Annotated in this window: 21 protein-coding genes; 7 read left to right on the top strand and 14 right to left on the bottom strand. The window is 41.8% G+C overall.

Translation table 11 applies throughout. The features are described 5' to 3' along the window. Nucleotides 1-227: 227 nt before the first annotated feature. The 5 genes from CAP51_RS03090 to CAP51_RS03110 all read right to left on the bottom strand — a co-directional run bounded on the left by CAP51_RS03090 (nt 228) and on the right by CAP51_RS03110 (nt 4,129). Complete coding sequence (locus tag CAP51_RS03090; protein WP_087619279.1) at nt 228-506, bottom strand: hypothetical protein; 279 nt, start codon at nt 504-506, stop codon at nt 228-230. A gap of 102 nt (nt 507-608) precedes the next feature. Further along, the gene (locus tag CAP51_RS03095; protein WP_087619280.1) at nt 609-1,112 is read right to left on the bottom strand and encodes a DUF6586 family protein; all 504 of its coding nucleotides are present in this window, start codon (nt 1,110-1,112) and stop codon (nt 609-611) included. A gap of 84 nt (nt 1,113-1,196) precedes the next feature. After that, a complete protein-coding gene (locus CAP51_RS03100) occupies nt 1,197-3,179 on the bottom strand; it encodes an ATP-dependent helicase (RefSeq protein ID WP_087619281.1) in 1,983 nt (660 codons plus the stop codon). Continuing rightward, nucleotides 3,176-3,757: a GNAT family N-acetyltransferase gene (locus CAP51_RS03105; RefSeq protein ID WP_087619282.1), complete on the bottom strand. Its 582-nt coding sequence runs from the start codon at nt 3,755-3,757 to the stop codon at nt 3,176-3,178. Before CAP51_RS03105 ends, CAP51_RS03100 begins: the two co-directional genes overlap by 4 nt. A 3-nt stretch (nt 3,758-3,760) precedes the next feature. Next, complete coding sequence (locus CAP51_RS03110; protein ID WP_087619283.1) at nt 3,761-4,129, bottom strand: ASCH domain-containing protein; 369 nt, start codon at nt 4,127-4,129, stop codon at nt 3,761-3,763. A 53-nt stretch (nt 4,130-4,182) separates the two neighbouring features. Here CAP51_RS03110 and CAP51_RS03115 point away from each other — a divergent pair, with 53 nt between their 5' ends. Next, nucleotides 4,183-4,533, top strand: a complete 351-nt coding sequence (locus tag CAP51_RS03115; protein ID WP_087619284.1) for a VOC family protein — start codon at nt 4,183-4,185, stop codon at nt 4,531-4,533. 388 nt (nt 4,534-4,921) lie between these two features. Here CAP51_RS03115 and CAP51_RS03125 read toward each other — a convergent pair whose 3' ends face one another. The 6 genes from CAP51_RS03125 to CAP51_RS03150 all read right to left on the bottom strand — a co-directional run bounded on the left by CAP51_RS03125 (nt 4,922) and on the right by CAP51_RS03150 (nt 12,702). Further along, nucleotides 4,922-5,494 (bottom strand): HdeD family acid-resistance protein, encoded by a 573-nt coding sequence (locus CAP51_RS03125; protein WP_087619285.1) that lies wholly within the window; start codon nt 5,492-5,494, stop codon nt 4,922-4,924. Between the two features lie 75 nt (nt 5,495-5,569). Further along, nucleotides 5,570-6,349 carry a hypothetical protein gene (locus CAP51_RS03130; RefSeq protein WP_087619286.1) on the bottom strand — a complete coding sequence of 260 codons (780 nt, stop codon included), beginning with the start codon at nt 6,347-6,349 and terminating at the stop codon, nt 5,570-5,572. A 4-nt stretch (nt 6,350-6,353) separates the two neighbouring features. Beyond that, entirely contained in the window at nt 6,354-7,178 is an 825-nt protein-coding gene (locus tag CAP51_RS03135; RefSeq protein ID WP_087619287.1) for an NYN domain-containing protein, read from the bottom strand. A gap of 20 nt (nt 7,179-7,198) precedes the next feature. Beyond that, nucleotides 7,199-9,835 (bottom strand): type I DNA topoisomerase, encoded by a 2,637-nt coding sequence (gene topA, locus CAP51_RS03140; protein WP_087619288.1) that lies wholly within the window; start codon nt 9,833-9,835, stop codon nt 7,199-7,201. Nucleotides 9,836-9,857: 22 nt separating this feature from the next. Next, nucleotides 9,858-10,319, bottom strand: a complete 462-nt coding sequence (locus tag CAP51_RS03145; RefSeq protein WP_087619289.1) for an ammonium transporter — start codon at nt 10,317-10,319, stop codon at nt 9,858-9,860. A 196-nt stretch (nt 10,320-10,515) separates the two neighbouring features. Continuing rightward, nucleotides 10,516-12,702, bottom strand: a complete 2,187-nt coding sequence (locus CAP51_RS03150) for a carboxy terminal-processing peptidase (RefSeq protein WP_087619290.1) — start codon at nt 12,700-12,702, stop codon at nt 10,516-10,518. 200 nt (nt 12,703-12,902) lie between these two features. Between CAP51_RS03150 and nagZ the strand changes: the two genes are divergently transcribed. Continuing rightward, nucleotides 12,903-13,928: a beta-N-acetylhexosaminidase gene (gene nagZ, locus CAP51_RS03155; RefSeq protein WP_087619291.1), complete on the top strand. Its 1,026-nt coding sequence runs from the start codon at nt 12,903-12,905 to the stop codon at nt 13,926-13,928. A gap of 287 nt (nt 13,929-14,215) precedes the next feature. Further along, nucleotides 14,216-15,061, top strand: coding sequence for a class I SAM-dependent methyltransferase (locus CAP51_RS03160; RefSeq protein ID WP_087619292.1), 846 nt, complete (start codon nt 14,216-14,218; stop codon nt 15,059-15,061). A gap of 84 nt (nt 15,062-15,145) precedes the next feature. Here the strand turns inward: CAP51_RS03160 and CAP51_RS03165 are convergent, their stop codons facing one another. Then, nucleotides 15,146-16,480: an alpha/beta fold hydrolase gene (locus CAP51_RS03165; protein ID WP_087619293.1), complete on the bottom strand. Its 1,335-nt coding sequence runs from the start codon at nt 16,478-16,480 to the stop codon at nt 15,146-15,148. A 362-nt stretch (nt 16,481-16,842) separates the two neighbouring features. Between CAP51_RS03165 and CAP51_RS03170 the strand changes: the two genes are divergently transcribed. From CAP51_RS03170 to rsfS, 4 genes are all read left to right on the top strand, one after another. Continuing rightward, complete coding sequence (locus tag CAP51_RS03170; RefSeq protein ID WP_087619294.1) at nt 16,843-18,108, top strand: glutamate-5-semialdehyde dehydrogenase; 1,266 nt, start codon at nt 16,843-16,845, stop codon at nt 18,106-18,108. A gap of 624 nt (nt 18,109-18,732) precedes the next feature. Continuing rightward, nucleotides 18,733-19,908: an acetate/propionate family kinase gene (locus CAP51_RS03175; protein WP_087619295.1), complete on the top strand. Its 1,176-nt coding sequence runs from the start codon at nt 18,733-18,735 to the stop codon at nt 19,906-19,908. Nucleotides 19,909-19,989: 81 nt separating this feature from the next. Then, on the top strand, nt 19,990-22,125 hold the full coding sequence (pta, locus tag CAP51_RS03180) for a phosphate acetyltransferase (RefSeq protein ID WP_087619296.1): 2,136 nt from the start codon (nt 19,990-19,992) through the stop codon (nt 22,123-22,125). Nucleotides 22,126-22,260: 135 nt separating this feature from the next. After that, a complete protein-coding gene (rsfS, locus tag CAP51_RS03185) occupies nt 22,261-22,662 on the top strand; it encodes a ribosome silencing factor (protein WP_087619297.1) in 402 nt (133 codons plus the stop codon). A 51-nt stretch (nt 22,663-22,713) separates the two neighbouring features. Here the strand turns inward: rsfS and CAP51_RS03190 are convergent, their stop codons facing one another. Together CAP51_RS03190 and CAP51_RS03195 are read right to left on the bottom strand one after the other, a co-directional pair. Then, nucleotides 22,714-23,376 (bottom strand): XAC2610-related protein, encoded by a 663-nt coding sequence (locus tag CAP51_RS03190; protein ID WP_245809059.1) that lies wholly within the window; start codon nt 23,374-23,376, stop codon nt 22,714-22,716. A gap of 133 nt (nt 23,377-23,509) precedes the next feature. After that, nucleotides 23,510-24,199 (bottom strand): FG-GAP repeat protein, encoded by a 690-nt coding sequence (locus CAP51_RS03195; protein ID WP_245809060.1) that lies wholly within the window; start codon nt 24,197-24,199, stop codon nt 23,510-23,512. Nucleotides 24,200-24,250 lie beyond the last annotated feature (51 nt).

Genomic DNA, 24,250 nt, shown 5'->3' on the forward strand with positions numbered 1-24,250 from the left:
CTTCGGGACAGGGTCGTTTTTTGACACTACTGCGTTATGAATAGTTCATTTAGAATGACTAAATTTCACTATTCATGCCTTGTATTGCCTAAAAACGGCCACTGTCGCAAACATAGACGAAGTATCAACAGCCCCTAATCACTTGATGAAAAAATAAGGAGTACGGCATTTACCGCACTCCTTATGATTATGGATTTAAAGAAGAATAAAACTGATACAGAATAAATTTAACTATAAAACTGTGGCTTTTGATCCAGCACATTTGCATGCCATTTATTCGCTTGATTTTCCATCACGCCATAAATCGCTGCCTGAATCATATGCTGTGCCACCATACCTGTATTTTCACCAAGTATTTTACGCACTTCCTCATTAAATTCGATTCTGACTAATGGCACATCTTCTGAATTCGATACTCTTAACGCCAAAGCACCATCATCAAGCTGAACAAGTTCAAGAATGGTTTCTTGAGTGCCAAGTAACTCTTTAAGTTCTTCAACTGACATTCGCAACCTCCTGCAATAGAATTTATTGCCATCTATGTTTATCTCTGATTCTTATTAATGCGTCCAAATCTTTAGAATTTCAAGTACTATTTGTATATTTATTCAGAACTCCACCATTTCATTACGAAAACCATCTATTAAATTCAACAACTCACTATGCCATTCACGCAGAATTTGTGTATCTGGCAACCAAGCCTGTGGACTTTGTGTGACCTTGATAATCAGGTTTGATGAGGTTTCCTCTTCCGGCTCAGGTGCAGCAGGTTCCGGTGCATATTGACACATGCGATAGGCACGGTTCAACGCTGCCAAAAAACCATCCTGACTGAGTTGTTTTAATACCTGAATTTCTGGAGATACCTGTCCACGCTCCGCCATATGCTGCTCGACATTTTGCAAGGTCGGACGAAATTCGGTTAAACGATAATAGCGTACTAACTCCTGCAAAAATGCCAATACCGCGCCTTGCAGATGAAATACTGCGGCTTCACGATGTGCCTGAATCTGCTGGACATGTTCGGTCTGCTCCGCTTGCTGACAAGCCAGACGAGCAAAATAAAGTTTTTGATTGGTACGGTCGGCATGATAACGGGCAACACGGGACATTACAGTTCCTTCAACTAAGCATTTCGTTTATTTTAAGCGTATAAATCGGGATGAGATAGTAAAAATACAATCCACATAAAATAATTAATCCCAATCTATGCCAATTTTTGGTTTTTCAATGCCATCTTCACGCTCAAAAGACCAGACTTTCTGGCGCTGATCACCTCGTCGATGCAGAGTTTCATGGCACAAGCCTGATGGCAAATCACTGAGGAAATAACCTGTCACCACACGTCCAAGTGGATCAAGCTGATCCTTAACCCAGGTAAATAAATTCTGACGGGTAATAATCAGCTCATTTTGTGCCCGGGTTAAAGCCACATACAGCACACGACGTTCTTCTTCAACCTCATCAAAATCGCCTTGTGAACGGGCATGTGGAAACTGCCCGACTGAAGCATTGGCAACATAGCACACTTGTCGTTCTGTACCTTTGGCAGAATGAATGGTAATCAGGGTGACCACATCTTTATCTTTTTCCCGTTCGACTTCACTATGCGAAATCGGTTCCAGTACATATTCTTCAATAAAAGCGGCAACATTCATATGTCGCTCTGCCAGCTGCTTAACCAGCTCAAAATCGCGTTGTCGTCGTGACCAGTCTTGATTACGATAATTATGCTCAAGCTGCTCTTGTAAGGCTGTCAGCGCAACCTCCAGACTTTTACTGACTAGATGCTGTATCTGTAATAATTGTTGAAAGGCAGCAATGGCAATTGCCGGCACTTTGCTAAATTTTTTTAAGCGGGTCAGACAATCTTCCAGCGTATCAAACTGCAAGAACTCCGAAGCCAGACGGCTTGCGCCGACATCACCAACGCCATTCCACAGGGTTAAAAAGCGCATCCATGCCAACTCATCTTTATGATTGGCAACGATCCTGAGCATACTTAGCACATCTTTGACATGCGCCGATTCCAAAAGCTTAACCCCACCAATAAACTGATAGGGAATATCCGCAGCGACCAAGGCACTTTCAATTTGCCGTCCGGCAAAACCGGAACGAACCAGAATCATATGATCCTGCCAAGCACTGCCCTTTTTATGGCGTTTTTTTAAATCCTGTGCAATCCAGTTGGCTTCTTCAAATTCATTAGCCAGTGTATGTAATTGTGGTGCCAAACCTTTACCACGATAGGCTTGTAATTCTTTTTGATAATCCAGCGGACTAATTTTTAATAACCAGTTGGAAATATCCAAAATTTCCTGTGTCGAACGATAATTCCTTGCCAAGGTTAATATTTGTGCATCAGGCACACGCTGTTGAAAGGCATGGATATTCTGAAAATCCGCACCCCGAAAGCCATAAATTGACTGCGCATCATCACCGACACAAAACAGATGCGCTTTTCCAATAAAAGGTTTAAGCAACGACCACTGTAAGGGATTGGTATCCTGCATCTCATCAACCAATAGATAACGACAGCGATACAACACTTGATCCACCAGCGCTTCCGATTGATTTAAATATTTGGCCACATATTCCAGAATATCATCGTAATCCAGATAAGCCCGTTCCCGTTTTTGGCTTTCATAGGCTTTCATTACCGCAATAATCGGCTCTTTTAACTCCACCATATCAGGCAAATGTTTTGCCAATGCTTCGCTAAACTTAGTCTGTGTATTGCGAGTATAAGAATATAAATCCAGCAATTGTGCCGCCTTGGGTAATTCATGCTGTTTATCCTTACCACGTAACAAGCGAAACATTAATACCTGATCATCACGGTCAATCACATTAAATTGACCAAGATCAAAGGCTTTAGCATAACGTCTTAAGATACTCAAACAAAAGGTATGGAAAGTCGAAGCATGTAAACCCTGCGCCTGTATACCCAGATATTGTTCAACCCGGGTCACAATCTCACTGGCAGCACGCCGGGTAAAGGTCATGATCTGAATTTGTTCGGGTGGCACGCCCTGACTGATCAAATAGGCCGCACGAGCAACAATGGTTTTAGTTTTGCCACAGCCTGCCCCTGCCAATACCAATGTATTCTGTGCAGTGGTTGTGGCAGCCTGATATTGTTCGGGATTCAGTTCATCGAGTAGGCGTTGGATGGTCATGCAGTTTGAATGGCGTCTTGGCAAATTTTTTCAAGTTTAACATGCCTAAACTCCGATGACTGAATTGAATACAAGACATGTTGATGTAAAGGATGGCTATCAACGACCAAAGGATGAGCAAATTCCTGCTGAAATCGCATGCCTAAACGCTGCATTAATGTCCATGAGGGTTGATTTTGTTTCGCAGTAAATGCCATGATTTGCTGAAAATTCAGTATATTAAATCCTTGCTGCAATACTGCCTGCGCTGCTTCGAATGCCAAACCCTGATGCCAAAACTCTGGCAGCAATCGCCAGCCAATTTCTACAGGACAGGCAAAACGCAATTCATATTGCGGATGATTGAGTCCGACAAATCCTACAAATTGCCCTGTATTTTTTAAACAAACTTTGTATAGGCCATAGCCCTGCTGCTGAATACGCTGTCTAATTTGCTGAAAAAAATCTTGATTTTGTGCTTTAGACAATTGATTTAAAAAATAACGCATAACTTCCGGATTAGAATTTAAACGGTAAAATTGTACCTCATCGCAATCATTCCAATCAGTCAGAACCAAGCGATCTGTTTCAATAGACATGGCTTAAATCTCTAGTTGCTGCAAATTTATCTGATAAATCTTGCGTTTTGCCATCACTTCAATTGGCTGTTTTAATAGTCGAACATTGCCAATGACCCAAGCATAATAACCTGCTGCCCAATAGGAAGCTGTTTCCGCTCCAACCTCATCTTCTCGCCAGTCATGTACTGATTCAATATCAACCAGCGCAACAGCAATACCTGGTTCTTCATCACCATCTTCGCTGAGATAATTTTGATTTTCCACAATCAGTAAATTTTTTAATGGCAATTGTGCTGGTCGCCACGAGCGGATTTCTAGCGTTTTTATCCCTTTTGCAATTCGTTGTCCTGCTGGTGTAACAATGGATAATGCCTGATAAGTTTTCATCATTTCTATGCTACATTGATTTGATCATTCATTTTTAGATGATATGGAAAATAGATATGACACAAGCAACGATTGCATTAAATTATGTTGAATTTAAAGTTACAAATATTGCTCGCAGCAAAGTATTTTATCAGAAGTTTGGCTGGACATTTACCGATTATGGCGAACAGTACTGTGAGTTTAATGATGGTCAGCTAAAAGGTGGCTTTGCTCTGGCTGAAACGATTCAAGTACAAGGTGGTGTACTTCTGGTCTTGTATAGCCAAAACATTGAACAGGCCCAGCAGATCATTCAACAGGCTGGCGGAACCATCACACAGGACATTTACGATTTCCCCGGTGGTCGGCGTTTTCATTTTCAGGATCCTGATGGCTATGAACTGGCAGTATGGAGTGATAAAAATTAAAATAACCAATAAACGTCAATACATCAGATTTAGCGCATGTCTGCTTATTTTATTGTTAGGCATAACCAAAGCTTAGGCCTGTGAACCGGCTGCGCTGAATTGGGACAGGCTTTATCTGGATTATGATCAAAATAAAGATCAAAACATTGATATCGAGGAATGGAAAAAGCTGATTGAATTAAAACATCAGTCTTATCAATGGGCTAAAAAAGCGGAAAAAGATGATCCTTTTCGCTTGAAGATATTTGATCAACTCGACAAAAATAAGAATCTTGATTTAAATGAAAATGAACTTTCTCACATCTATCTTTATTTCCCCAACCCATGTGATGGCTGGGGAGAAACATGGGGAATCTCAGAAAAACCTACTGACAGCTGGTGGAAAAAACTATTCAATCGTTTTTGAACTGGCTGGAATCTGTTTAATCACACTCGCAATTGTCAGATAATTGATGCCTTGAAATAACACATCAATGGCTAAGAACATACCCAATACCCAGAACGGTGCATCAGGCGTAAACATAATCAATAAGCCTGTGATAAAAGTCAGTAAACCGGAAAAGAATGTCCATTTCCAGCCGGGTATGGCACGCAGAACTGTCGCATTTGCCATACGGATAACACCCGCAAACACAAGGAAGAAAGATAACAGTGTGGTCAATACCAATGCGGCTTTATCAGGTGAGCTAAACGCAAAATAACCCGCCATAAAATAGAAGATACTAAATAATGCCCAGAACCAGCGTGAATTGGATTTAAACAGGGTAAATGCCGCAAGTAGATGTAAAATACCACCCAGCATCATTAACAAACCAAAAAAATAAACGACGGAAAGCGTTGCAAAAGGCAACATGCCCAATAACAAAATCCCGATGACCACCAGAATCACCCCAAGAAAAATAAACCATTTGCGCTCTGCGTGAAGGTGATCCCGAACTAGGTCATTACCGACTGTAATCATTTGTTTATACTCTTTTTAAGTTGTTATAAATATTTTATACCTATTTTTATCTCTAAAAAGTTGCGAGTTGTAAAATTATTTCAACCAGCCAATTTCCCTTGCTGTTTCTACATTAATTCGTACATCCTTTAAACTATTGGCCATTTTGCTTTTTGTGGCACTCAAGGCAATATGACCAGCCATCAGCTCGGCAGTTTTTTGCGGATATAAGGGTTGCTGGTCAGGATCACCCAAGCCTTGCGGATAAACTGGCTGACCTGTGGATAAATCGTACTTATCGGTTGCACCAAAGGCATGTAACATCTCATGCGCAATCACAATCTGGTTTTGATTATCCTGTTTATGGTGTGCAAATAAATTGACCACACCAATACGGCCATTTTGCAAAGCTGTTGAATGTTTCAGAACTTTATGTGCCCGCATATCATAATAATTTAAAAACAACTGTAACTGAGGACGTACACCAATATCCTGTTGCTGTCGCCATGCATAATAACGGAATCTTAAACTCCACCACATGATCTCGAGTATAGATTGTGAATCGGGCACTTTTGGCGGTAGTGTCTTGACTTCAGAACCCAGTTTAAAATAAACCTGAATAGGCTGATGGTATTGCTGTGCCTGCTGTTGTAAATAGTGTGCAATCGCCGCAAAATCCTGTTCATTTAAACTGGCAATATAATCTGCTGTAACTATGGATTGATCAGCGTTTACGGGATATAAAGCAACAAAAACCGGCGTTTGCCAATTCTGGTGATAATCTCGCCAAGCATTGACTGCAACAATGATCAAAATCAGCAATAAAATGGTGACTCGAAACATTTTCCAGAAGGAAGATTTTTGTGCTCTTAACATCTTCCTAACTTACTTTATTTTTAATCTTTTTCAGATACATCTGGCTGCCATCAATTCTTGTTTCAAACAAATTCAGCATTTTAATTAAACCAGATAATTTTGCTCGGCCGTAATTGCGTGAATCAAAATCAGGTTTTACCGCAGTAATATATTGCCCGACCACCGACAGATTCGCCCAGCCATTATCGTCAGAATTATCTTTTACAGCTTTATAAATAAGATTTAATGTTGCTCTATCAATGTGTTGGGATTTATTATCCAAGCTTTCTATCGCTTCATTTTTTGTAGCATCTTTTTCCGGTTCGTGTTTCGATAATACCTGTGGTTTTACATCTTCTTTCTTTGTCGGTTCAGATTTAAGCGTCTCTTTCTCTGTTTCCTGCTTGATTTCTTCTTTATCTTCAAGCACAAGATTCTCAATATAGATAAATTTATCACATGCTTTACGAAAAGCTTCCGGTGTTTTATTGCGTCCGAAGCCATAAACCATCAAACCACTTTCCCGAATCCGTGAGGCAAGCGGTGTAAAATCACTGTCACTGGAAACAATACAAAATCCATCCAATGCCCCACCATACAGTAAATCCATGGCATCAATGATAAGAATCATGTCCGTGGCATCTTTACCTTTGGTATAGGCAAACTGTTGTACCGGCGTAATGGCATGAGGAAGCAATACTTCACGCCAGCTTTTTAATGTTTCACTACTCCAGTCACCATAAACGCGTTTGACACTTGCTATTCCGTATTTTGCAACTTCTTCCAAAACAGATTGAATCGAGTTTACCGAAGAATTATCCGCATCAATCAAAACAGCAAGCTTTTTCATGTTGTTCCCCTTAAGGGCGTCTACTTACTCTCAACCCATTTACCATTTTGATAGATCAGTGACCATTTTGTTGCTTTGCCTTCAGGCGTTTCTGATGCCACATATTGCGCCTGATTTTTACGACTGAATTTCAAAATCGCAGGGTTACCTTCGGGATCGGTATCCGGTGCTGCAAGTAAATATTGAAATTTCGGATCAAGCTGTTCTGCCACACTACGCAATTCAGCAATTTTTGGTGCACGGGTTTCACGCACTTTCGGAAATTTACTCGCTGCCAAAAATAGACCTGCGGCACCATCACGCAAGACAAAATAATCATCATGCTTGGTTGAACGTAGATGTTCCATTTTAATTGGATCAACACGCGGTGGTGCAGGCTGACCATTTTTCAGGACTTTACGGGTATTGTCACAGCTATTGCAGGCAAAATATGGACCAAAACGTCCAGTTTTTAGCTGCATTTCGCCATCGCATTTATCACAAGGGATCGTTGGTCCATCATAGCCCTTGATTTTAAATTCGCCTTCTTCAACTTCATAACCTGCACAATCTGGATTATTACCACAGATATGCAATTTACGACCACCATCAATCACATAGCTGTCCATGGCTGTACCACAAATATGACAGCGTTTTTTCGACATCAGATCATCAGTTTCGGCACTGTCATCGTCCGATAAGGCCGCCAGTGATTCTACCGGTGTCAGGTTTAACGTCCCTTTACAACGTTCTTTCGGTGGCAGGTTATATCCCGAGCACCCAAGGAAAACGCCTGTAGTTCCGGTACGAATCTGCATGGCACGTTCACACTGTGGACAATGTACATCAGGCACTTCTACCGGTTCGTTACGACGCATGCCTTCTGCACTTGCCGCAGTAGTCAGACGCTTTTTAAAATCACCGTAGAACGTATCCAGCAGGTTCTTCCAATTTTCTTCACCTGTTGCGACTTTATCCAGTTGCCCTTCCAGATCGGCAGTAAAGGCATAATTCATCAGGTTATTAAAACTTTCATCCAGACGATCGGTGACAATTTCACCCATTTTTTCGGCAAATAGACGGCGGTTTTCCAGCTTGACATAACCACGATCCTGAATGGTAGAAATAATCGCAGCATACGTCGATGGACGACCAATGCCCCGTTTTTCCAGCTCTTTTACCAACGATGCTTCGGTAAATCGTGCAGGTGGTTTGGTAAAGTGCTGTGATGGATCAAGTTTGATCAGTTTTAGAGTTTCACCGACTTTTACCGCTGGCAATAACACATCATCATCAGATTTATTGGCACCACGTACCCGAGTAAAACCATCAAATACCAGTGTACGACCTTTAGCTTTGAGTTCAACACCATTGGCTTCAACCAGAATTGTGGAAGATAAATACTGTGCAGGTGTCATCTGACAAGCCACAAACTGACGCCAGATCAAGTCATATAGACGCTGTGCATCACGTTCGGTTCCGCTTAGGTCACTACCACTCAACGCTACATTAGAAGGACGAATCGCTTCATGCGCTTCTTGCGCACCTGCTTTATTGCCGTAACGATTTGGCTTTTCAGGTAAATATTTTTCGCCAAAATTATCGTTAATATGATTACGTACCATATTGACCGCATCATCACTTAAGAACGTGGAGTCGGTACGCATATAGGTAATAAAACCAGCTTCATATAAACGTTGCGCCAACATCATGGTTTTTTTCACCGAAAAACCTAAGCGAGTACTGGCTGCCTGTTGCAGTGTTGAGGTGATATAAGGCGCACTTGGATTAACTTTGGTTGGTTTATCTTCACGGCTGACAATCTTGTATTCTGCATCTTTGAGTAAAGCTAGAATCGCATCAGCTTCGGCTTTATTTTTTAATTTGAGGGTCTTACCAGCATGCTTAAATGCTTCTAAACGGATGGCATCTTTATCTTTTTGGGTATCGGCAAAGATTTCCCAATATTCTTCCGGAATAAAGGCGCGAATTTCCCGTTCCCGTTCCACTACCAACTTTACTGCAACCGATTGTACCCGACCTGCGGACAAACCACGGGCAATTTTTTCCCATAGCAATGGCGACACCATAAAGCCAACTACTCGATCTAAAAAGCGGCGTGCTTGCTGTGCATTGACTCGGTTAATATCCAGACGTGAAGGATGTTGAAAAGCTTCCTGAATGGCATTTTTGGTAATTTCATTAAACACCACACGACGATAGCGGCTGTCATCACCACCAATCACTTCCTTTAAATGCCAAGCAATCGCCTCTCCTTCCCTATCCAAATCCGTTGCGAGATAGATAGTATCAGCATCTTTGGCCAGTTTTTTGAGATCGGCAACCACATGTTCTTTACCGGGCAATATCTCATAATGCGCTTCCCAGCCATGTTCCGGATCAACCCCCATTCGGTTGACCAAAGCCGTCTGCGCTTTTTTGGCTTTATCCTCGGCAGTTTGTTTTGTACGTGTAGCCGCTTTTTTCTCTGTACTTTTTGCACCGCCGCCTGTAGGTAAATCCCGTACATGTCCTACAGAAGATTTCACAATAAATTGTGAACCCAGATATTTATTAATGGTTTTGGCTTTGGCAGGCGACTCCACAATCACCAAAGAACGCCCTTTTGCGCCTTGAGTTGAGTTTTTGTCACGTTGTGAGGTTGTTGCTGTCGCCATAATTATTCCAATGAATACTGTTTTAGTGTGCTTGTCGTGCTAATGAATGGAGGAAGTTTTTCATATTTTCAAGCTGTTCACCAGCAAAATCTGCTGATTCATCCCAATATATTCCTACGCAATTGGCCTGCATATCAATAGCATAAATGCCCTTTAATGTAATAGGCTCACCGTTTAGTTTGGGATCGCCTTTCACCACAAAAAGCCGACCTTCCTGATTCACCGCTCGCAATAAAGGGAATTTACCCTCGGGTACTAAAATACTATAGTACGCCACCATGCTGGCTCGTGTTTCGGATGCCGGGGGAATATTGCTCCATTCAGGTGCAGGAATCAAGCGCGGATGTAAGCCCATTTTTCGTGCGTTGTCACGTAATAGACCCAGTGCTTTTTCACGCGGGCTAACCCTTAATCCAAAAATTGAACCCAGTAAAAAAAGAATAATTAAACCGACCACCCAATAAACGGTATATTCCGAATGCATAATCTCCCCCTCTCCCTTATTAGATTTGCATAAGCATATAGAAAAAGGCAAGTTTTAAATCAAATTTCTTGACATTAAAAACAAAAAACAATTGATCTGTATATTTCCTACCTACAAAAACGCCCTATAAGCAAATACTCAAAGCTTATAGGGCACGTTTCTAATCTGTACGATGTGACCTCATGGCGACCCCGTACTAATTGGCTTTTTGCAGATCAATCATATCCAGTAAGATTTGTGCAGACTCAGTGACAAATGCCTCTTCTTCCGGTAATGGCGGACGTTTGGCTTCTTTCATTTTTGCTCGTGCTTCACTACGAGCATCCAATGCAGCCTGATAACTTTCCCAGTTAGCATAAGGTGCTAGATTGGTTGCCTGACGACGTGCATTTTCCACGGCTAGAGTTTGTGCTTCGAGCGCGTTGATTTCTGCTTTACGCTGATCAATATCCAATACCACTTTCTTCTCATCGGCTGCTTTTTTGGCAATGCCTACATATTGATCCAGATAAGTAAATTGTGGATTTTGGCTACGACGCTGATCTGATTGCTGCTGTAACTGACTGACATAAGGCTTAATCACACCTTCCCGTTTAAACGGTGCAGTGGCAATGGTATCCCATTCCAGCGGATTCTTGGATTTACGTTCACCAAATTGATCAAAATAAATATCAATCAACTTCACATCTGGAATCACACCTTTGTTCTGGGTACTGCCACCAGTGATACGGTAAAACTTACGTTGCGTCAAAGTCGCCTGACCATAGGCAAGGCTATCGAGTTGTACTTGAGCCGTACCTTTACCAGTGGTGGTACTGCCAATGATAATGCCACGACCATAATCTTGAATGGCAGCAGAATAAATTTCACTGGCCGATGCCGATGCCAGATTGATCATTACTGCCATTGGGCCAGCATATAATTGTTGTCCGCCATCGGTATCTTCAAACACACTGACATTGCCATTACCATCGCGAATTTGTACCACTGGACCATCTTTCACTACCTGTCCAATCATTTTCGCCACTTCTTCAAGTGAACCACCCGGATTATTGCGCAAATCGACAATCACACCTGCTACATTTTGCTTGGATAAATCGATCAGGGCTTTTGCAGTATCTTCGGACACACTACGATAGTTCTGACCATCACGACGTGCACGATAGTTTAGATAAAATGATGGAATTTCAATCACACCGATTTTTTGCTTTTTGCCCTGATGGGTGACATCAATCACACGATAACGTAAACCAGAATCCTCTTCCTGAATCACATCACGGGTAATGGTCACCAGTCGAGCCTGACTCATCGGCGCCCCAGAAGCCACCAGTTTTAAAGTGACTTTGGTACCACGTTTACCACGGATTTCACCGACAATTTCCTGACTCGACCAGCCCACTACATCTTTCATGGCCTGACCGTCTTGTGCCACACCGACAATACGATCACCGGAACGAACCTGACCTGTTTTACTGGCCGGACCACCATCAACGATGGTTTCGATCTTGGTATAATCCTCATTGCCGCGTTCCGGACGAATAGTCACGCCAATCCCTTCAAGCTGTAACGTGGTTTGACGGTTTAATTCCATCGCATCAATCGGTGGATAATAGTTACTATGCGGATCGTAAGTTGCCAACATGGCATTTAAGGTTTTTTCCAGTACATCATCACTTTTCACCCGGGAAACACGTTCCAGCTGACGTTTATAACGTTTTTCCAGTGTTTGTACCGGGGTTAAATCTTCAGGTGGGGTCAGATTTTCACCCTGTGCCAGATCGGGATTATCTTTCAGTGCTTGCTGTTTGGCTGCTTCTTCTTGCTTGGTGATGGTCAACCCAATCAATTGCGAAGTCAGCACTTTATTCCAAAAATCCTGTTGTTCTTGTTTGGTCTTGAAGAAAGGTGCTTTTTCACGATCGGTATCCAGATATACATTCTTCTGATGTAAATTTTGAGTTTTTTTCAGCTCAGCCAGCATATAATTATAATATTGTTGGATGCGCTCACGATACATGGCATGGATTTCATACGCGGGCTGTAAATTTCCTGTTTTTAATGCCAACCCAAAGCCAGCTGCATATTTTTGTTTAAACTGATCAATCTCACTTTGTAAAAACAAGCTATGATCCGGATCAAGACTATCAATATACATATCAAAAATGCGCGCTGATGTATTGGCATCTAAGCGCATTGGCAAATAATGCTGACGATCAACCAGCGTTGCCATTTGGCGGGCAACCAGCGCTTGTTCCTGTGTTGGCTGAATCGCCCCTTGCACAGTTTTTGTTTCGGTGGCTGCCATAGCCTCAGATACAACATGGGTAAAAAACAGACCGCCTGTTGCAAGGGCGATGGCACAAGCAATGTGTTGTAGCTTCATAATCGATTTATGCTTCCTGTGAGTTATGCACCGATAATACTTTGCGATTTTAAAGAATCGCTTCTATTATGCTCAAACAATAATGCATTGAAATTTAGAATTTGCTAGTTTTAGCATATTCTTGATGCCGTAAATGTAAAAAATCATTACATTGCGAACTTATTTTTTGCAAAAAGTGAATAGAACATGAAGGAAACGTTATGATTGGTGCACTGATGCTGGATGTCGCTGGGACAACATTAACCAGTGAAGACATAGAAATATTAAAGGCACCACAAGTCGGCGGCCTAATTTTATTTGGACGTAACATTGAATCACCAGAACAGGTGCGCGCCCTCACCGATCATATCCGCCGAGTCCGTCCGGAAATCCTGATTGCCGTTGACCAAGAAGGTGGACGAGTACGCAGACTCAAACCCGAACACGGTTTTAGTCGCATTCCAGCCATGGGCCGCTTAGGCGAGCTTTATCTTACGCAACCTGAAGCTGCACTTGAACTGGCTCATGCCTGTGGCTGGCTGATGGCAAGCGAAGTACTTGCGGTTGGTATCGATTTTAGTTTTGCCCCGGTACTGGACATTGATGATATCAGTGATGTAATTGGTGATCGCGGCTTTGCTAAAAATCCTCAGGATATTATTCCGCTGGCAAGAGCTTTTATGCAAGGCATGAAACAGGCAGGCATGGCAACCACCGGCAAACACTTCCCCGGTCATGGTTCTGTCAAGGCCGATTCACATGTCGCTGCCGCCATCGATAACCGCAGTTTTGCAGAGATCGAAGCACACGATATGCTTAGCTTTAAAGCATTGATGCCAGAACTCGATGCAATCATGCCGGCACATGTCATTTATGAAGCCATTGATCCCAATCCTGCAGGTTTCTCACAATTCTGGATTCAAAAAATCTTAAGGCAACAACTCGGTTTTGATGGCGTTTTGTTCTCCGATGATTTATCCATGCAAGCTGCCTGTGTTGCCGGAGGTGCCGATGCCCGTATTCGTGCTGCCCTAAACGCTGGTTGTGACATGGGCCTGGTCTGTAATGACCGTAACGCAGCCTGTATCGCGCTGGAGGGTTTACAGGATCTTGAGTTACCGAACCAGAGCAGACTGGAAAAAATGCGTGGACAGATTCCGCAGATTGCGATTAAACAGACACTTGATCTGGGTGAACAATGGCAAAAAACCAAAACTAAAATTGAACAATTTGTAGAAAGCTTATAAAGTACAAAAAGATGTCAATTCGTGATGAATTGGCATCCTACCTAGGGCTTGTTGAGATTTGATCTTTGCTATGAAAAATGAGAAAAATTATGGCTTAGATAAGGCAACCAGTGTGGACAATATGTGTATATTGGCAAGCTGGTTAACGCAGTATTAAGTCTAATTTAGCCATTTTTCATGCAAAAATAGAACATAAAATGCCTTATTTCTAGCTTAAATTTAATATGTGATTAATTCTCAACAGGCCCTAATACAGCAAAACAACAAAATATTGTCACAGGATCGACATGACACAATCGAATTTATCCAAACCACTACGCTCAAAGCATCGTCATATTTCATTCACTGCACATTATACTGGCTATCGTTGGTATATGATGGGTATTTCCCATCCTGCCTTTGCCACGACACAAGGCAAGTTTTTAACCGGTCTATTACAACCTATTGAAGCCAGTGCAGAACGATTTATTGGTGGTAGTATCCGTACTACACTGCAACAGCGTCATACCCTGATTGATGCAACACTGGTTGACCTACTGGCACAACATCCCAACTTACAGATTATTGAAATTGCAACAGGTTTATCACCCCGTGGCTGGCATTTTCGCAAACATTATCCGGGTTTGACCTATATCGAAGTCGACTTGCCCAATATGGCAAGAATCAAAAAACAGGCTTTGCAAAAAGCAGGTCAACCTGATGCACAAGTCCTAGCAATTGACCTGTTTACCCCACAGATTCAGGACATGTTTGAACCTCTGGATCGCAAGGCACCATTGGTTGTCATCAGTGAAGGACTGGTCAATTATTTTGATAAAGCTGCGTTGAAAACCTTGTGGACTAGCTTGGCAGAATATGGTCGGGAATTCGATCACTTTTATTATTTAACCGACTTATGTCCCGAACCCGTTCAACATCCCCTGGCAAATCTGGTCTGGAATAGCAGCAAATTATTAAAGTTCTTATCCAGAAGTGCGTTTAGCTTTCATTTCACCACACCCGATGAAGTCAAAGCTTTCTTTTTAAATTGTGGTTATCATCAGGTCAATATCCAACAACCTAGCCAAAAAGATCACACACCATCAACAGCGCATCTTGGAGATTTTGTCTGGGTGGTGCTGGCGGAAATCTAAAAGCTAAACGCTAAAAAATCAGGTTGAATATTAAATCAAGGCTTATGGTATATGTATCTCACTTCTACCATAAGCCATAGTGGATTAAACAGAGCGTTTTATTTCTTCTATCACTTGTTTTTGAGTGGCAATATATTGCAACAACCGCTCTGCAAGCTCAAAACTACCATGTTTAAATAATATTCTTAGTTGATGTGCTTTCATTTCAAAAATCAAACATTCAATCGAAAATTCACCCTGCTCATCCGTCAAAGATAACGACATATCTCGTGCATAGCGAGCAACTTCCTGTGTTTTATCAATGTCTTTGACCTCAAGCAATACACCAAAAAAGTTAATGTTGATAATGTCTACGTTTGCGGTCAAATCCGAATGACGATAAGACATATACGTATGTGGTTGTTTGACTTTAATACGCTCTTCACCCCGACGTTCCATTAAATGCATTTGGGCACGGGACATCGGAATAATCCCCTCCAGATGCTGAATTGGATCACCACGTAAAAAAGTGCTAAATAAATTCATGGTTTCTTTACGACGTTGCAATTGTGGTACATGGTCAGCATTCGCAATCAAGGCAAATTCCATATCCGGACATTGCAAGGCAAAATGGGCATTTTCAAATGGCAGAGTGAAACTATCATATTGCCCAGCAGCCACCAGCACTTTACAGCTCGGTGCAGGCACACTGTGTAATCGCAATAGGCGATTACAATTGATTTCATAGCGTAATTGTTCTGTCGTAGTAAATTCCGACATTTGTTGAAAAAATAATCGCTTTGCGGTTGGTGACATGCGGGTTTGATCCAGTTTGGCATGGTTAACCAAATACAGGATCACTGCCTGTCCAAACTCCTGCATTCGACCTTCCTGCATCAGCTTTAATGACTCTTCAAGAATCATGCGCCAACTGGGTCTAGTCTTTTGCATCACGCCCATCAACACCATACGTTCAACCAATTCCGGACGTTGATCAGCAAAGTGTGAAGCCACCACAGAACCTAAGGACATCCCCATCATGGAGACTTTTCTGATCCCCATGGCATCCAGCCAAATCCCCAACATATGCGATAAATCAGGAAGTTCCAAAATTGCTGCCGAAGCCCCACTGTCCTTATTATAAATTTGTTGATTGGCCCCCATCGAGGGTAAGTCAATCAGGATCACTGGCCCACATTGAAATAATTGTTCAACACAATATTTATAGGAATTAAAATTTTGAAATGCCCCACCGACAATGACAATTGGTGTTTTATGTATGGTTTCGGGTTGTGCAATCGCCATATATTCAACTTTCCAACCATCTAACCAAAACTCCTTGGCGGGTTGTTTAAATACATCACGATGATATAACTCGAAAAAATCTGTTGGATTAATCTCAAAAGATTGTTGTGCCCGATCCTTAGCAATACTATTCACTATGCCCTCCCAGCCTTGTATAAGTCATTTATACAAGTGATTGCTCCTTTATTTAACGTCATCTCAACGTAAATATAGGCTTGTTATTGTTTACATCGACGTGCTGATTGACTCAATCTAACCACCAAAGCAAGATTCCTTTTCCTGTTTTGATCAACACTGCCCTTTTATATTTCGTTTAACTATAACATAATCAATATTGAAAGTGGCTTGATTTTCATAAAGTCTGATAAACTGCATATCGCATGTTTTTTATGTATTTTACCAGCAAACTTTTTTAGGCTTCTTTGTTTAGATTTCTATCTTTAGTTTCTAAGTGATTTTTATCACATGTCATTCATCAAAAAATTTTCGGGTCAATCATGAGTGAGTCTATTCAACACTATATGTCGCAAATCGGAAAGCAGGCGCGTCTTGCTTCGCGCCAATTGGCTGGCTTGGCGACTGATGCAAAAAATAATGCATTATCAGAAATTTATACTGCACTAGAGAATAACCAACAATTTATTCTTGCTGCCAATAAAATTGATATGGACAATGGTCATGCCAAACAACTTGAACCGGCATTACTAGATCGACTAGAACTGACTCCTGCACGCTTTCAGGCGATGTTAAACGGACTCAAAGATGTTATTGCGCTTACAGACCCGATTGGCGTGATTACGGATTTGGCCTATCGCCCCTCCGGCATTCAGATTGGTAAAATGCGTGTGCCGCTAGGTGTGATCGGCATGATTTATGAGTCCCGTCCAAATGTTACACTGGAAGCTGCATCACTGGCGCTAAAATCCGGTAATGCCATCATTTTACGTGGCGGTTCAGAAGCAATTGAATCAAATAAAGCCATCGCACAAGCGATTCAACATGGTTTAAAAATCGCAGGTTTACCACAACAGGCTATTCAGGTGATTGAAACCAGTGACCGCGCTGCTGTGGGCGAATTGATTACCATGACGGAATTTGTGGATGTGATTGTGCCACGCGGCGGCAAAAGCCTGATCGAACGCATCAGTAATGAAGCACGCATTCCTGTGATTAAACATCTTGATGGTAACTGCCATGTCTTTGTAGAACGTCAGGCTGATCTACACAAGGCATTGCCGATTGCTCTCAATGCCAAAACACATCGTTATGGTGTCTGTAATGCGATGGAAACACTGCTGGTGGATTCACCTGTGGCAGAAGAATTTTTGCCATTGATTAGCGAACTATACGCAGAAAAAAATGTGGAACTTCGAGGTTGCCCAGTGACACGCAATATTCTGGGTCAGGAAATCAAGGCTGCAAGCGAAGAAGACTGGTACACCGAATATCTAGGTCCTGTTCTGGCGATTAAAGTGGTGGCCGATATTGATGAGGCAATTGCACATATTAATCAATATGGTTCACATCATACCGATGCCATTATTACCGAGAACTATACTCAGGCGCGTAAATTCCTGACCCAAGTCGATTCCAGCTCAGTCATGGTCAACGCGTCTACACGCTTTGCCGATGGTTTTGAATATGGTCTTGGTGCAGAAATTGGTATCTCAACCGATAAAATCCATGCCCGTGGTCCAGTGGGACTAGAAGGTTTAACTTCACAGAAATGGATTGTTTTAGGCGATGGACAAATTCGCCAATAAGCACCATTTTTTCATTTTTGAGTCCTAGGGCGTGTTGAGATTTGATCTTTGCAATGAAAAATGAGAAAAATTATGGCTTAGACAAGGCAATCAGCACAGGCAATATGTGTATATTGGCAAGCTGGTTAACGCAGTATAAGTCTAATTTAGCCATTTTTCATGCAGAAATAGAACATAAAACGCCTTATTTCTAGCTTAAATTTAATATGTGATTAATTCTCAACAGGTCCTAAGTCTCGCTTTAGGGCTTTTTTGTATCCAAAACGGATTTCAGTGTTCGGCTTAAGTCTAATAAAGCCATAAAAATGAAATGGATTTACCTGATTTTTAGGGCATTCACACAGAAATTAACATCTATTAAAATGAAAAATAATATTTTATAACAAATAATTAGTAACAAAAAACACAGAACCTAAAAATTTAAATGATGCTAAAGTCTAGTAACCCAAAGTCTAACTTGTCGCATTTTACCAGAGCATGTTTAATAGGACTCGTTCTGACCGGGAACGATTACATTACCAGTCCATAACACGCCTATGGAACGTAGACCATTTGATATTCTATCCAGTAACAGATTGGCCTACATAAGATTTGAAAGTTTTGTTTTTTTAGGGATAACTGACTGTGTCTAATATACTTGTAATCAATTGTGGTTCATCTTCCATTAAATATGCACTTTTGCTTGACGATCATGACTACCGTATTTATGGTCTGGCAGAGAATCTGGGTACGCCAAATGCACGTATTTCAGGGATCACCGAAGGTCAGGAAAAATTTGAAGTCGAACTCGGTCAGGCAGATCACAAACAGGCACTCGAAGTTGCCATGGAACGCTTGAAGAAATTTCATTTTGATGCCATTGGTCACCGTGTAGTCCATGGTGGTGAAATGACTGAAGCACAATTGATTGATCAAGATGTCATTGACCATATCAAAGCCACTTCCGCCCTAGCACCTTTGCATAATCCAGCACATCTGGTCGGTATTGATGCAACCTTAAAAATGTATCCTGATCTACCACAGGTTGCTGTATTTGACACAGCATTCCATCAAAGTATGCCAGAAAAAGCCTATCATTATGCGATTCCGAAAAAGCTATATGAAGAACATGGTGTACGTCGCTATGGTTTCCACGGCACAAGTCATGCCTATGTCAGCGAAAGAGCATCGACACTGGCTGGTCAAAAAAATCAGGGCGGCTGGCTGGTTGCACACTTGGGAAATGGCAGTTCAACCTGTGCCATATGGAATGGACAAAGTCTGGACACTAGCATGGGTTTAACCCCGCTTGAAGGGCTGTGTATGGGTACCCGTAGTGGTGATGTTGACCCGAGTCTGCATCATTTTTTAGCAACCAATCTGGGTTGGGATTTGGATCGTATTGATCGTATGCTCAATCGTGAAAGTGGTTTATTGGGGATTTCCGGTCTTTCCAATGATATGCGTACCCTGATTGATGCATCCGAACAGGGCAATCATGATGCAACGCTAGCCATTGAAGTATTTGTCTATCGTTTGGCCAAATCACTTGCTGCAATGAGCTGTGCCCTACCACAAATCGACGGTTTGATCTTTACTGGTGGTATTGGCGAAAATTCCGCCTATATCCGCGAGAAAGTAATCAAATCATTACCACACTTTGGTTTTAGTCTGGACAGCGAAAAAAATAAAACGCGTGGTCAGGAAATCCGCATTGATGCAGGCACAGGCCCAATGATCTGGATCATTCCAACCGACGAAGAAAGTCGTATTGCACAGGAAACTAGGCAGGTTGCGTTAAATGCACTTGAAACGGCATAATTCAAAACATTTTGATCTTTAAAATTTCAGTAGGTGCATTTTTATATGCACCTATCTTGTTAGAAAAAATAGGAAGATTTCATGAAAACATTTTTATTGGTACCGACAGCTGAAGGGATTGGACTGACCTCTGCATGCCTGGGCATGATACAGGCTTTTGATTGTATCGGCGTAAAAGCCAATTTTTTAAAACCATTCGCACAAGAAAAAAACAATAGTATTAGCCGAACTTCAGCACTGATTTCTCATATTTATCAACGCCCGCAAGTCAATCCCATTAGCCATGAAAAAACCAGTCATATGGTCGGTATTGGTGAAATGGATGAACTACTCGAAGAAGTGGTCAGCCTACATCGTCATGTCTCTAAAGATCATGAAGTCATGCTGGTGGAAGGTCTGGTGCCAAATGCCAGCCAAAGCTATACCTCACAACTGAATGCAGCGTTGGCACAAGCACTGGATGCACGGGTGATTCTTATCAGTACTGCAGATTTGAATAATCCAGAATTAACCGCAGAGATTGTCGATAGTCATTTACGTCCGTTTGGTGGTGCAAATGCACATCGTACCGCTGGCGTGCTGTTTATGCGCAGCAAAGGTTTATCTGCCGAAAATGCACAAATTCCGGTGGCAACCGATCAAGGGTTACGTTTAACCAGCCAGATTGAAGGTTTTACCTCAGCCTTACAGCGCTTCTCGCCGTTACTTGGCAGCCAGCAATTTCCGATTATCGGTCTGGTGCCTTTTAGCCCAACCTTGAGTGTGCCGCGCACACTGGATATCGCTGCGGTCATTCAGGCAACATGGATTAATGAGGGAAATGCAGCACAAAGTCGTGTACAACACAGTACGCTGATCAGTGGTCGTATCGAACATGAGCTGGATAAACTGGTGGCAGGCGAACTGCTGGTTGCATCAAGTGATCGTAGTGATGTGGTTCTGGCAAGTAGTGTTGCCGCGCTTAGCGGTGTTCCGCTTGCTGGGATTGTATTATCCAATAGCGAAAATAACCCAAATACTGCAATTCATGGCTTTGTCCAGCAAGCTTATAAAGCTGGCTTACCAGTCATGTCTACCGTTCTGGACAGCTTTCAGGCCATGCAGAATATTCAAAATATTGCCAATGAAGTCCCCATTGATGATATCGAACGTGCTGAGCAAGTCACCCGTTTTGTTTCCAGCCATATTGATTTTGACTGGTTAAAACAGGAATGTGATGTTGAAAGCACCCCACGCCTGTCTCCTTCTGCCTTCCGTCATGAACTGGTACAAAAATCTATTGCAGCAAAAAAACGTATTGTCCTGCCAGAAGGCGCAGAACCGCGTACTGTACAGGCAGCGGTAATCTGTCAAAATCGTGGTATTGCCCAATGCGTACTGCTGGCAAAACCAGAAGAAGTTCAGGAAGTTGCCAAAGCACGTAATATTGAATTGCCTGCTGATCTGGAAATTATCGATCCTGACAGTATTCGTGCAAACTATGTTGCCTCTATGGTTGAACGTCGTAAAGGCAAACTCAACGATTTACAGGCCAACGAACAATTACAAGATACCGTGGTACTCGGTACCATGATGCTGGCATTGGATGAAGTCGATGGTCTGGTTTCTGGTGCAGTTCACACCACAGCCAATACAGTACGTCCGGCATTCCAGTTGATTAAAACTGCCCCTGAATACTCACTGGTGTCTTCTATCTTCTTTATGCTGTTACCGGATGAAGTCTATGTCTATGGTGACTGTGCCATCAACCCAGATCCAAATGCCGAAGAACTGGCTGAAATTGCGATTCAATCTGCTGATTCTGCATTGGCCTTTGGTATTGAACCCCGCATTGCCATGATCAGTTATTCAACTGGTGATTCCGGTGCAGGTGCAGGCGTTGACAAAGTACGTCAAGCCACCCAGATTGCCCAGCAACGTCGTCCGGATTTACTGATTGATGGTCCATTACAATATGATGCTGCCTCGGTAGAGAGTGTCGGTAAGCAAAAAGCGCCGAATTCCAAAGTTGCAGGTCAGGCCAATGTCTTTATTTTCCCAGACTTAAATACCGGTAATACCACCTACAAGGCGGTACAACGTGCTGCCAATGTGGTCAGTGTTGGTCCGATGCTGCAAGGCTTGAACAAACCAGTCAATGACCTCTCTCGAGGTGCATTGGTAGACGATATCGTATTTACCATTGCCCTGACTGCAATTCAGGCAACTCAAGGTTAATATGCGCTGAGTAGGGCGATGTTTGACATCGCCATCTCCTTAAAAAAATCGATTGATGAATAAAGCATCAATTGATTTTTTATAAAAATGCTCTTATAGTAGATAGTGACACAATTTCAGGATTTTTTTCCTTTTATGAATATTGAACCATCGCCCGCACATAAACCTAGTTTAGACGCAGTTTCAGATAAACATTCACAAATTAAAACATGTTTACATGTTGTTCAAGAAGCCCTTCTTGATGTTAAAGCAAAAGATATCATTGAATTCGATGTTTCGAATATCAGCAGCGTATCCGATGCCATCGTAATTGCTAGCGGTACCTCTACACGCCATGTTAAGGCATTGGCCGACAATGTTGCAGAAGAAGCACGTAAGGCTGGTTTTCGCCCGATTGGTATTGAAGGTGAACGCGATGCCGAATGGATTTTAATTGATCTCGGCTTTGTCGTTGTCCATGTCATGTTACCTACTACACGTAAATTTTATGACTTAGAAAGTCTGTGGCGTCCAGCCCCAGCAGAACAATTTAGTTAAATCACTGCGTTACTCAATATGCGATCTTTATTGATCGCATATTCCCCTCCCTTATTGTTTCTCTATCTCATGATATTGTTTTATCGGATAGTGCCAGATTTGTTCTTGCCAATGCCCATTTACCAGTTTTCGGTCGATGATTTCCACTTCCTCGCCTGAAAGCATCAATACTTCACTATATTCTCGACTTAACAATAAACCCTTTTGCGGCACAACCTCGTATTCGGAACGGGTATGATTACAGCAGCCACTTTTATTTAAGGTAATAATTCTCTTGGTGTCTGGATCAAGTCTAAACATACCTAGACTCTCTTGTGTCAGTCTTGATAGTTCTGCACTATAAATGAATTTCTGGCGTTTTCGATTCATTACATAAATATCATATGTCACACCGCCATATGCTCCATAATTTCCATCTTGAATCGCAATATCTTCATTCCCGTCAAAATTAAAATCCCCAAAGATCACGCCACTTTGATTATCATATTTCAATAGATGATCCACATCGGATTGATCATGCTTAGGCAGATAAAAACTCAACTGTGTTGTGCTAAATTTCTGGAAAACCTGTGGCCTGCCTTTTTGCGATAAAGTAATTTCTGCCTCTCCACTACATTCTTGCTGTACGCAACCAATCTCAATTCTGACATCATATAATTGGGAGGCATCATTGATCATCAATATTGCAGCATTTGTCGCTGATAGTCCTCCCATACATAATATTCCCATCAAAGATTTCCATATCATGCCAATACCCCCTGTCTTTTTCATAATTAACAGATGAATTTAAATAAGATTTTCATCATAATTTTTAATATAAATCATGTACTTTTACCATACATCATATTTAATTATCAGGATAAATATCTTTCAAAGGATATAATTTTACAGTTTCTTTCCAGCGACCACGAATCAAGTCACGCTGAATAATTGCCACCTGATCATCACCTCTCATGGCATCTTCAATTGATTCTGATAATAGAACCAAACCTTTTTTAGGTAGGACAGCATATTCCCGTTTTGCATGATAACAACATCCACCTTTACTGAATGTAATAATGCGCTGGCGTTTTGGATCGACTTGAAACATACCCAAGTTTTCAAAAGTTAAATCAGTTAATTCCTGACTAAATACAAACTTGTTTTTATTTTTATGATAAACATAAACCGCATAACTTGGACCATTATAGGGGCCATTATTGCCATTGCGAATTGCAATATCCTCAGTGCCATCAAAATTAAAATCCCCAAACATTAATCCACTTTGATAGCCATACATTGGCCTTTCACCTACAGTCGGCTGCCGATCCTCGGGCAAATAAAAATTTAAATCTTCGGATGTAAATTGCTGAAAAACTTTTGTTTTGCCTTTTTGGTATAAGACAATCTTTGCCTCACCGCCACACTTATCTTCTTCACATGCCACATCAATGCGAACATCATAAATTTGGGAAGCATCGGTAATCAAAAAAGATTCAGCCCGGGCAATGGAAAATAATCCCATACACAATATGCCAATCATCATCTTCAATATCATGTTGCTCCCCTCATGCCAGCCAATTCATCACTCATTTTTAACATATCACTA

The sequence above is a fragment of the Acinetobacter populi genome (genome assembly GCF_002174125.1).
Taxonomy (GTDB): Bacteria; Pseudomonadota; Gammaproteobacteria; order Pseudomonadales; family Moraxellaceae; genus Acinetobacter; species Acinetobacter populi.

Bases quoted from the DNA above. Each gene is read 5' to 3' on its own strand.
- rsfS (WP_087619297.1), top strand. From the start codon at position 22,261: ATGAATATTGAACCATCGCCCGCACATAAACCTAGTTTAGACGCAGTT.
- CAP51_RS03145 (WP_087619289.1), bottom strand. From the start codon at position 10,319: ATGCATTCGGAATATACCGTTTATTGGGTGGTCGGTTTAATTATTCTT.
- CAP51_RS03170 (WP_087619294.1), top strand. From the start codon at position 16,843: ATGAGTGAGTCTATTCAACACTATATGTCGCAAATCGGAAAGCAGGCG.
- CAP51_RS03115 (WP_087619284.1), top strand. From the start codon at position 4,183: ATGACACAAGCAACGATTGCATTAAATTATGTTGAATTTAAAGTTACA.
- CAP51_RS03160 (WP_087619292.1), top strand. From the start codon at position 14,216: ATGACACAATCGAATTTATCCAAACCACTACGCTCAAAGCATCGTCAT.
- CAP51_RS03125 (WP_087619285.1), bottom strand. From the start codon at position 5,494: ATGATTACAGTCGGTAATGACCTAGTTCGGGATCACCTTCACGCAGAG.
- CAP51_RS03095 (WP_087619280.1), bottom strand. From the start codon at position 1,112: ATGTCCCGTGTTGCCCGTTATCATGCCGACCGTACCAATCAAAAACTT.
- CAP51_RS03130 (WP_087619286.1), bottom strand. From the start codon at position 6,349: ATGTTAAGAGCACAAAAATCTTCCTTCTGGAAAATGTTTCGAGTCACC.
- nagZ (WP_087619291.1), top strand. From the start codon at position 12,903: ATGATTGGTGCACTGATGCTGGATGTCGCTGGGACAACATTAACCAGT.
- CAP51_RS03100 (WP_087619281.1), bottom strand. From the start codon at position 3,179: ATGACCATCCAACGCCTACTCGATGAACTGAATCCCGAACAATATCAG.
- pta (WP_087619296.1), top strand. From the start codon at position 19,990: ATGAAAACATTTTTATTGGTACCGACAGCTGAAGGGATTGGACTGACC.
- CAP51_RS03105 (WP_087619282.1), bottom strand. From the start codon at position 3,757: ATGTCTATTGAAACAGATCGCTTGGTTCTGACTGATTGGAATGATTGC.
- CAP51_RS03150 (WP_087619290.1), bottom strand. From the start codon at position 12,702: ATGAAGCTACAACACATTGCTTGTGCCATCGCCCTTGCAACAGGCGGT.
- topA (WP_087619288.1), bottom strand. From the start codon at position 9,835: ATGGCGACAGCAACAACCTCACAACGTGACAAAAACTCAACTCAAGGC.
- CAP51_RS03110 (WP_087619283.1), bottom strand. From the start codon at position 4,129: ATGATGAAAACTTATCAGGCATTATCCATTGTTACACCAGCAGGACAA.
- CAP51_RS03190 (WP_245809059.1), bottom strand. From the start codon at position 23,376: ATGGGAGGACTATCAGCGACAAATGCTGCAATATTGATGATCAATGAT.
- CAP51_RS03135 (WP_087619287.1), bottom strand. From the start codon at position 7,178: ATGAAAAAGCTTGCTGTTTTGATTGATGCGGATAATTCTTCGGTAAAC.
- CAP51_RS03195 (WP_245809060.1), bottom strand. From the start codon at position 24,199: ATGATATTGAAGATGATGATTGGCATATTGTGTATGGGATTATTTTCC.
- CAP51_RS03090 (WP_087619279.1), bottom strand. From the start codon at position 506: ATGTCAGTTGAAGAACTTAAAGAGTTACTTGGCACTCAAGAAACCATT.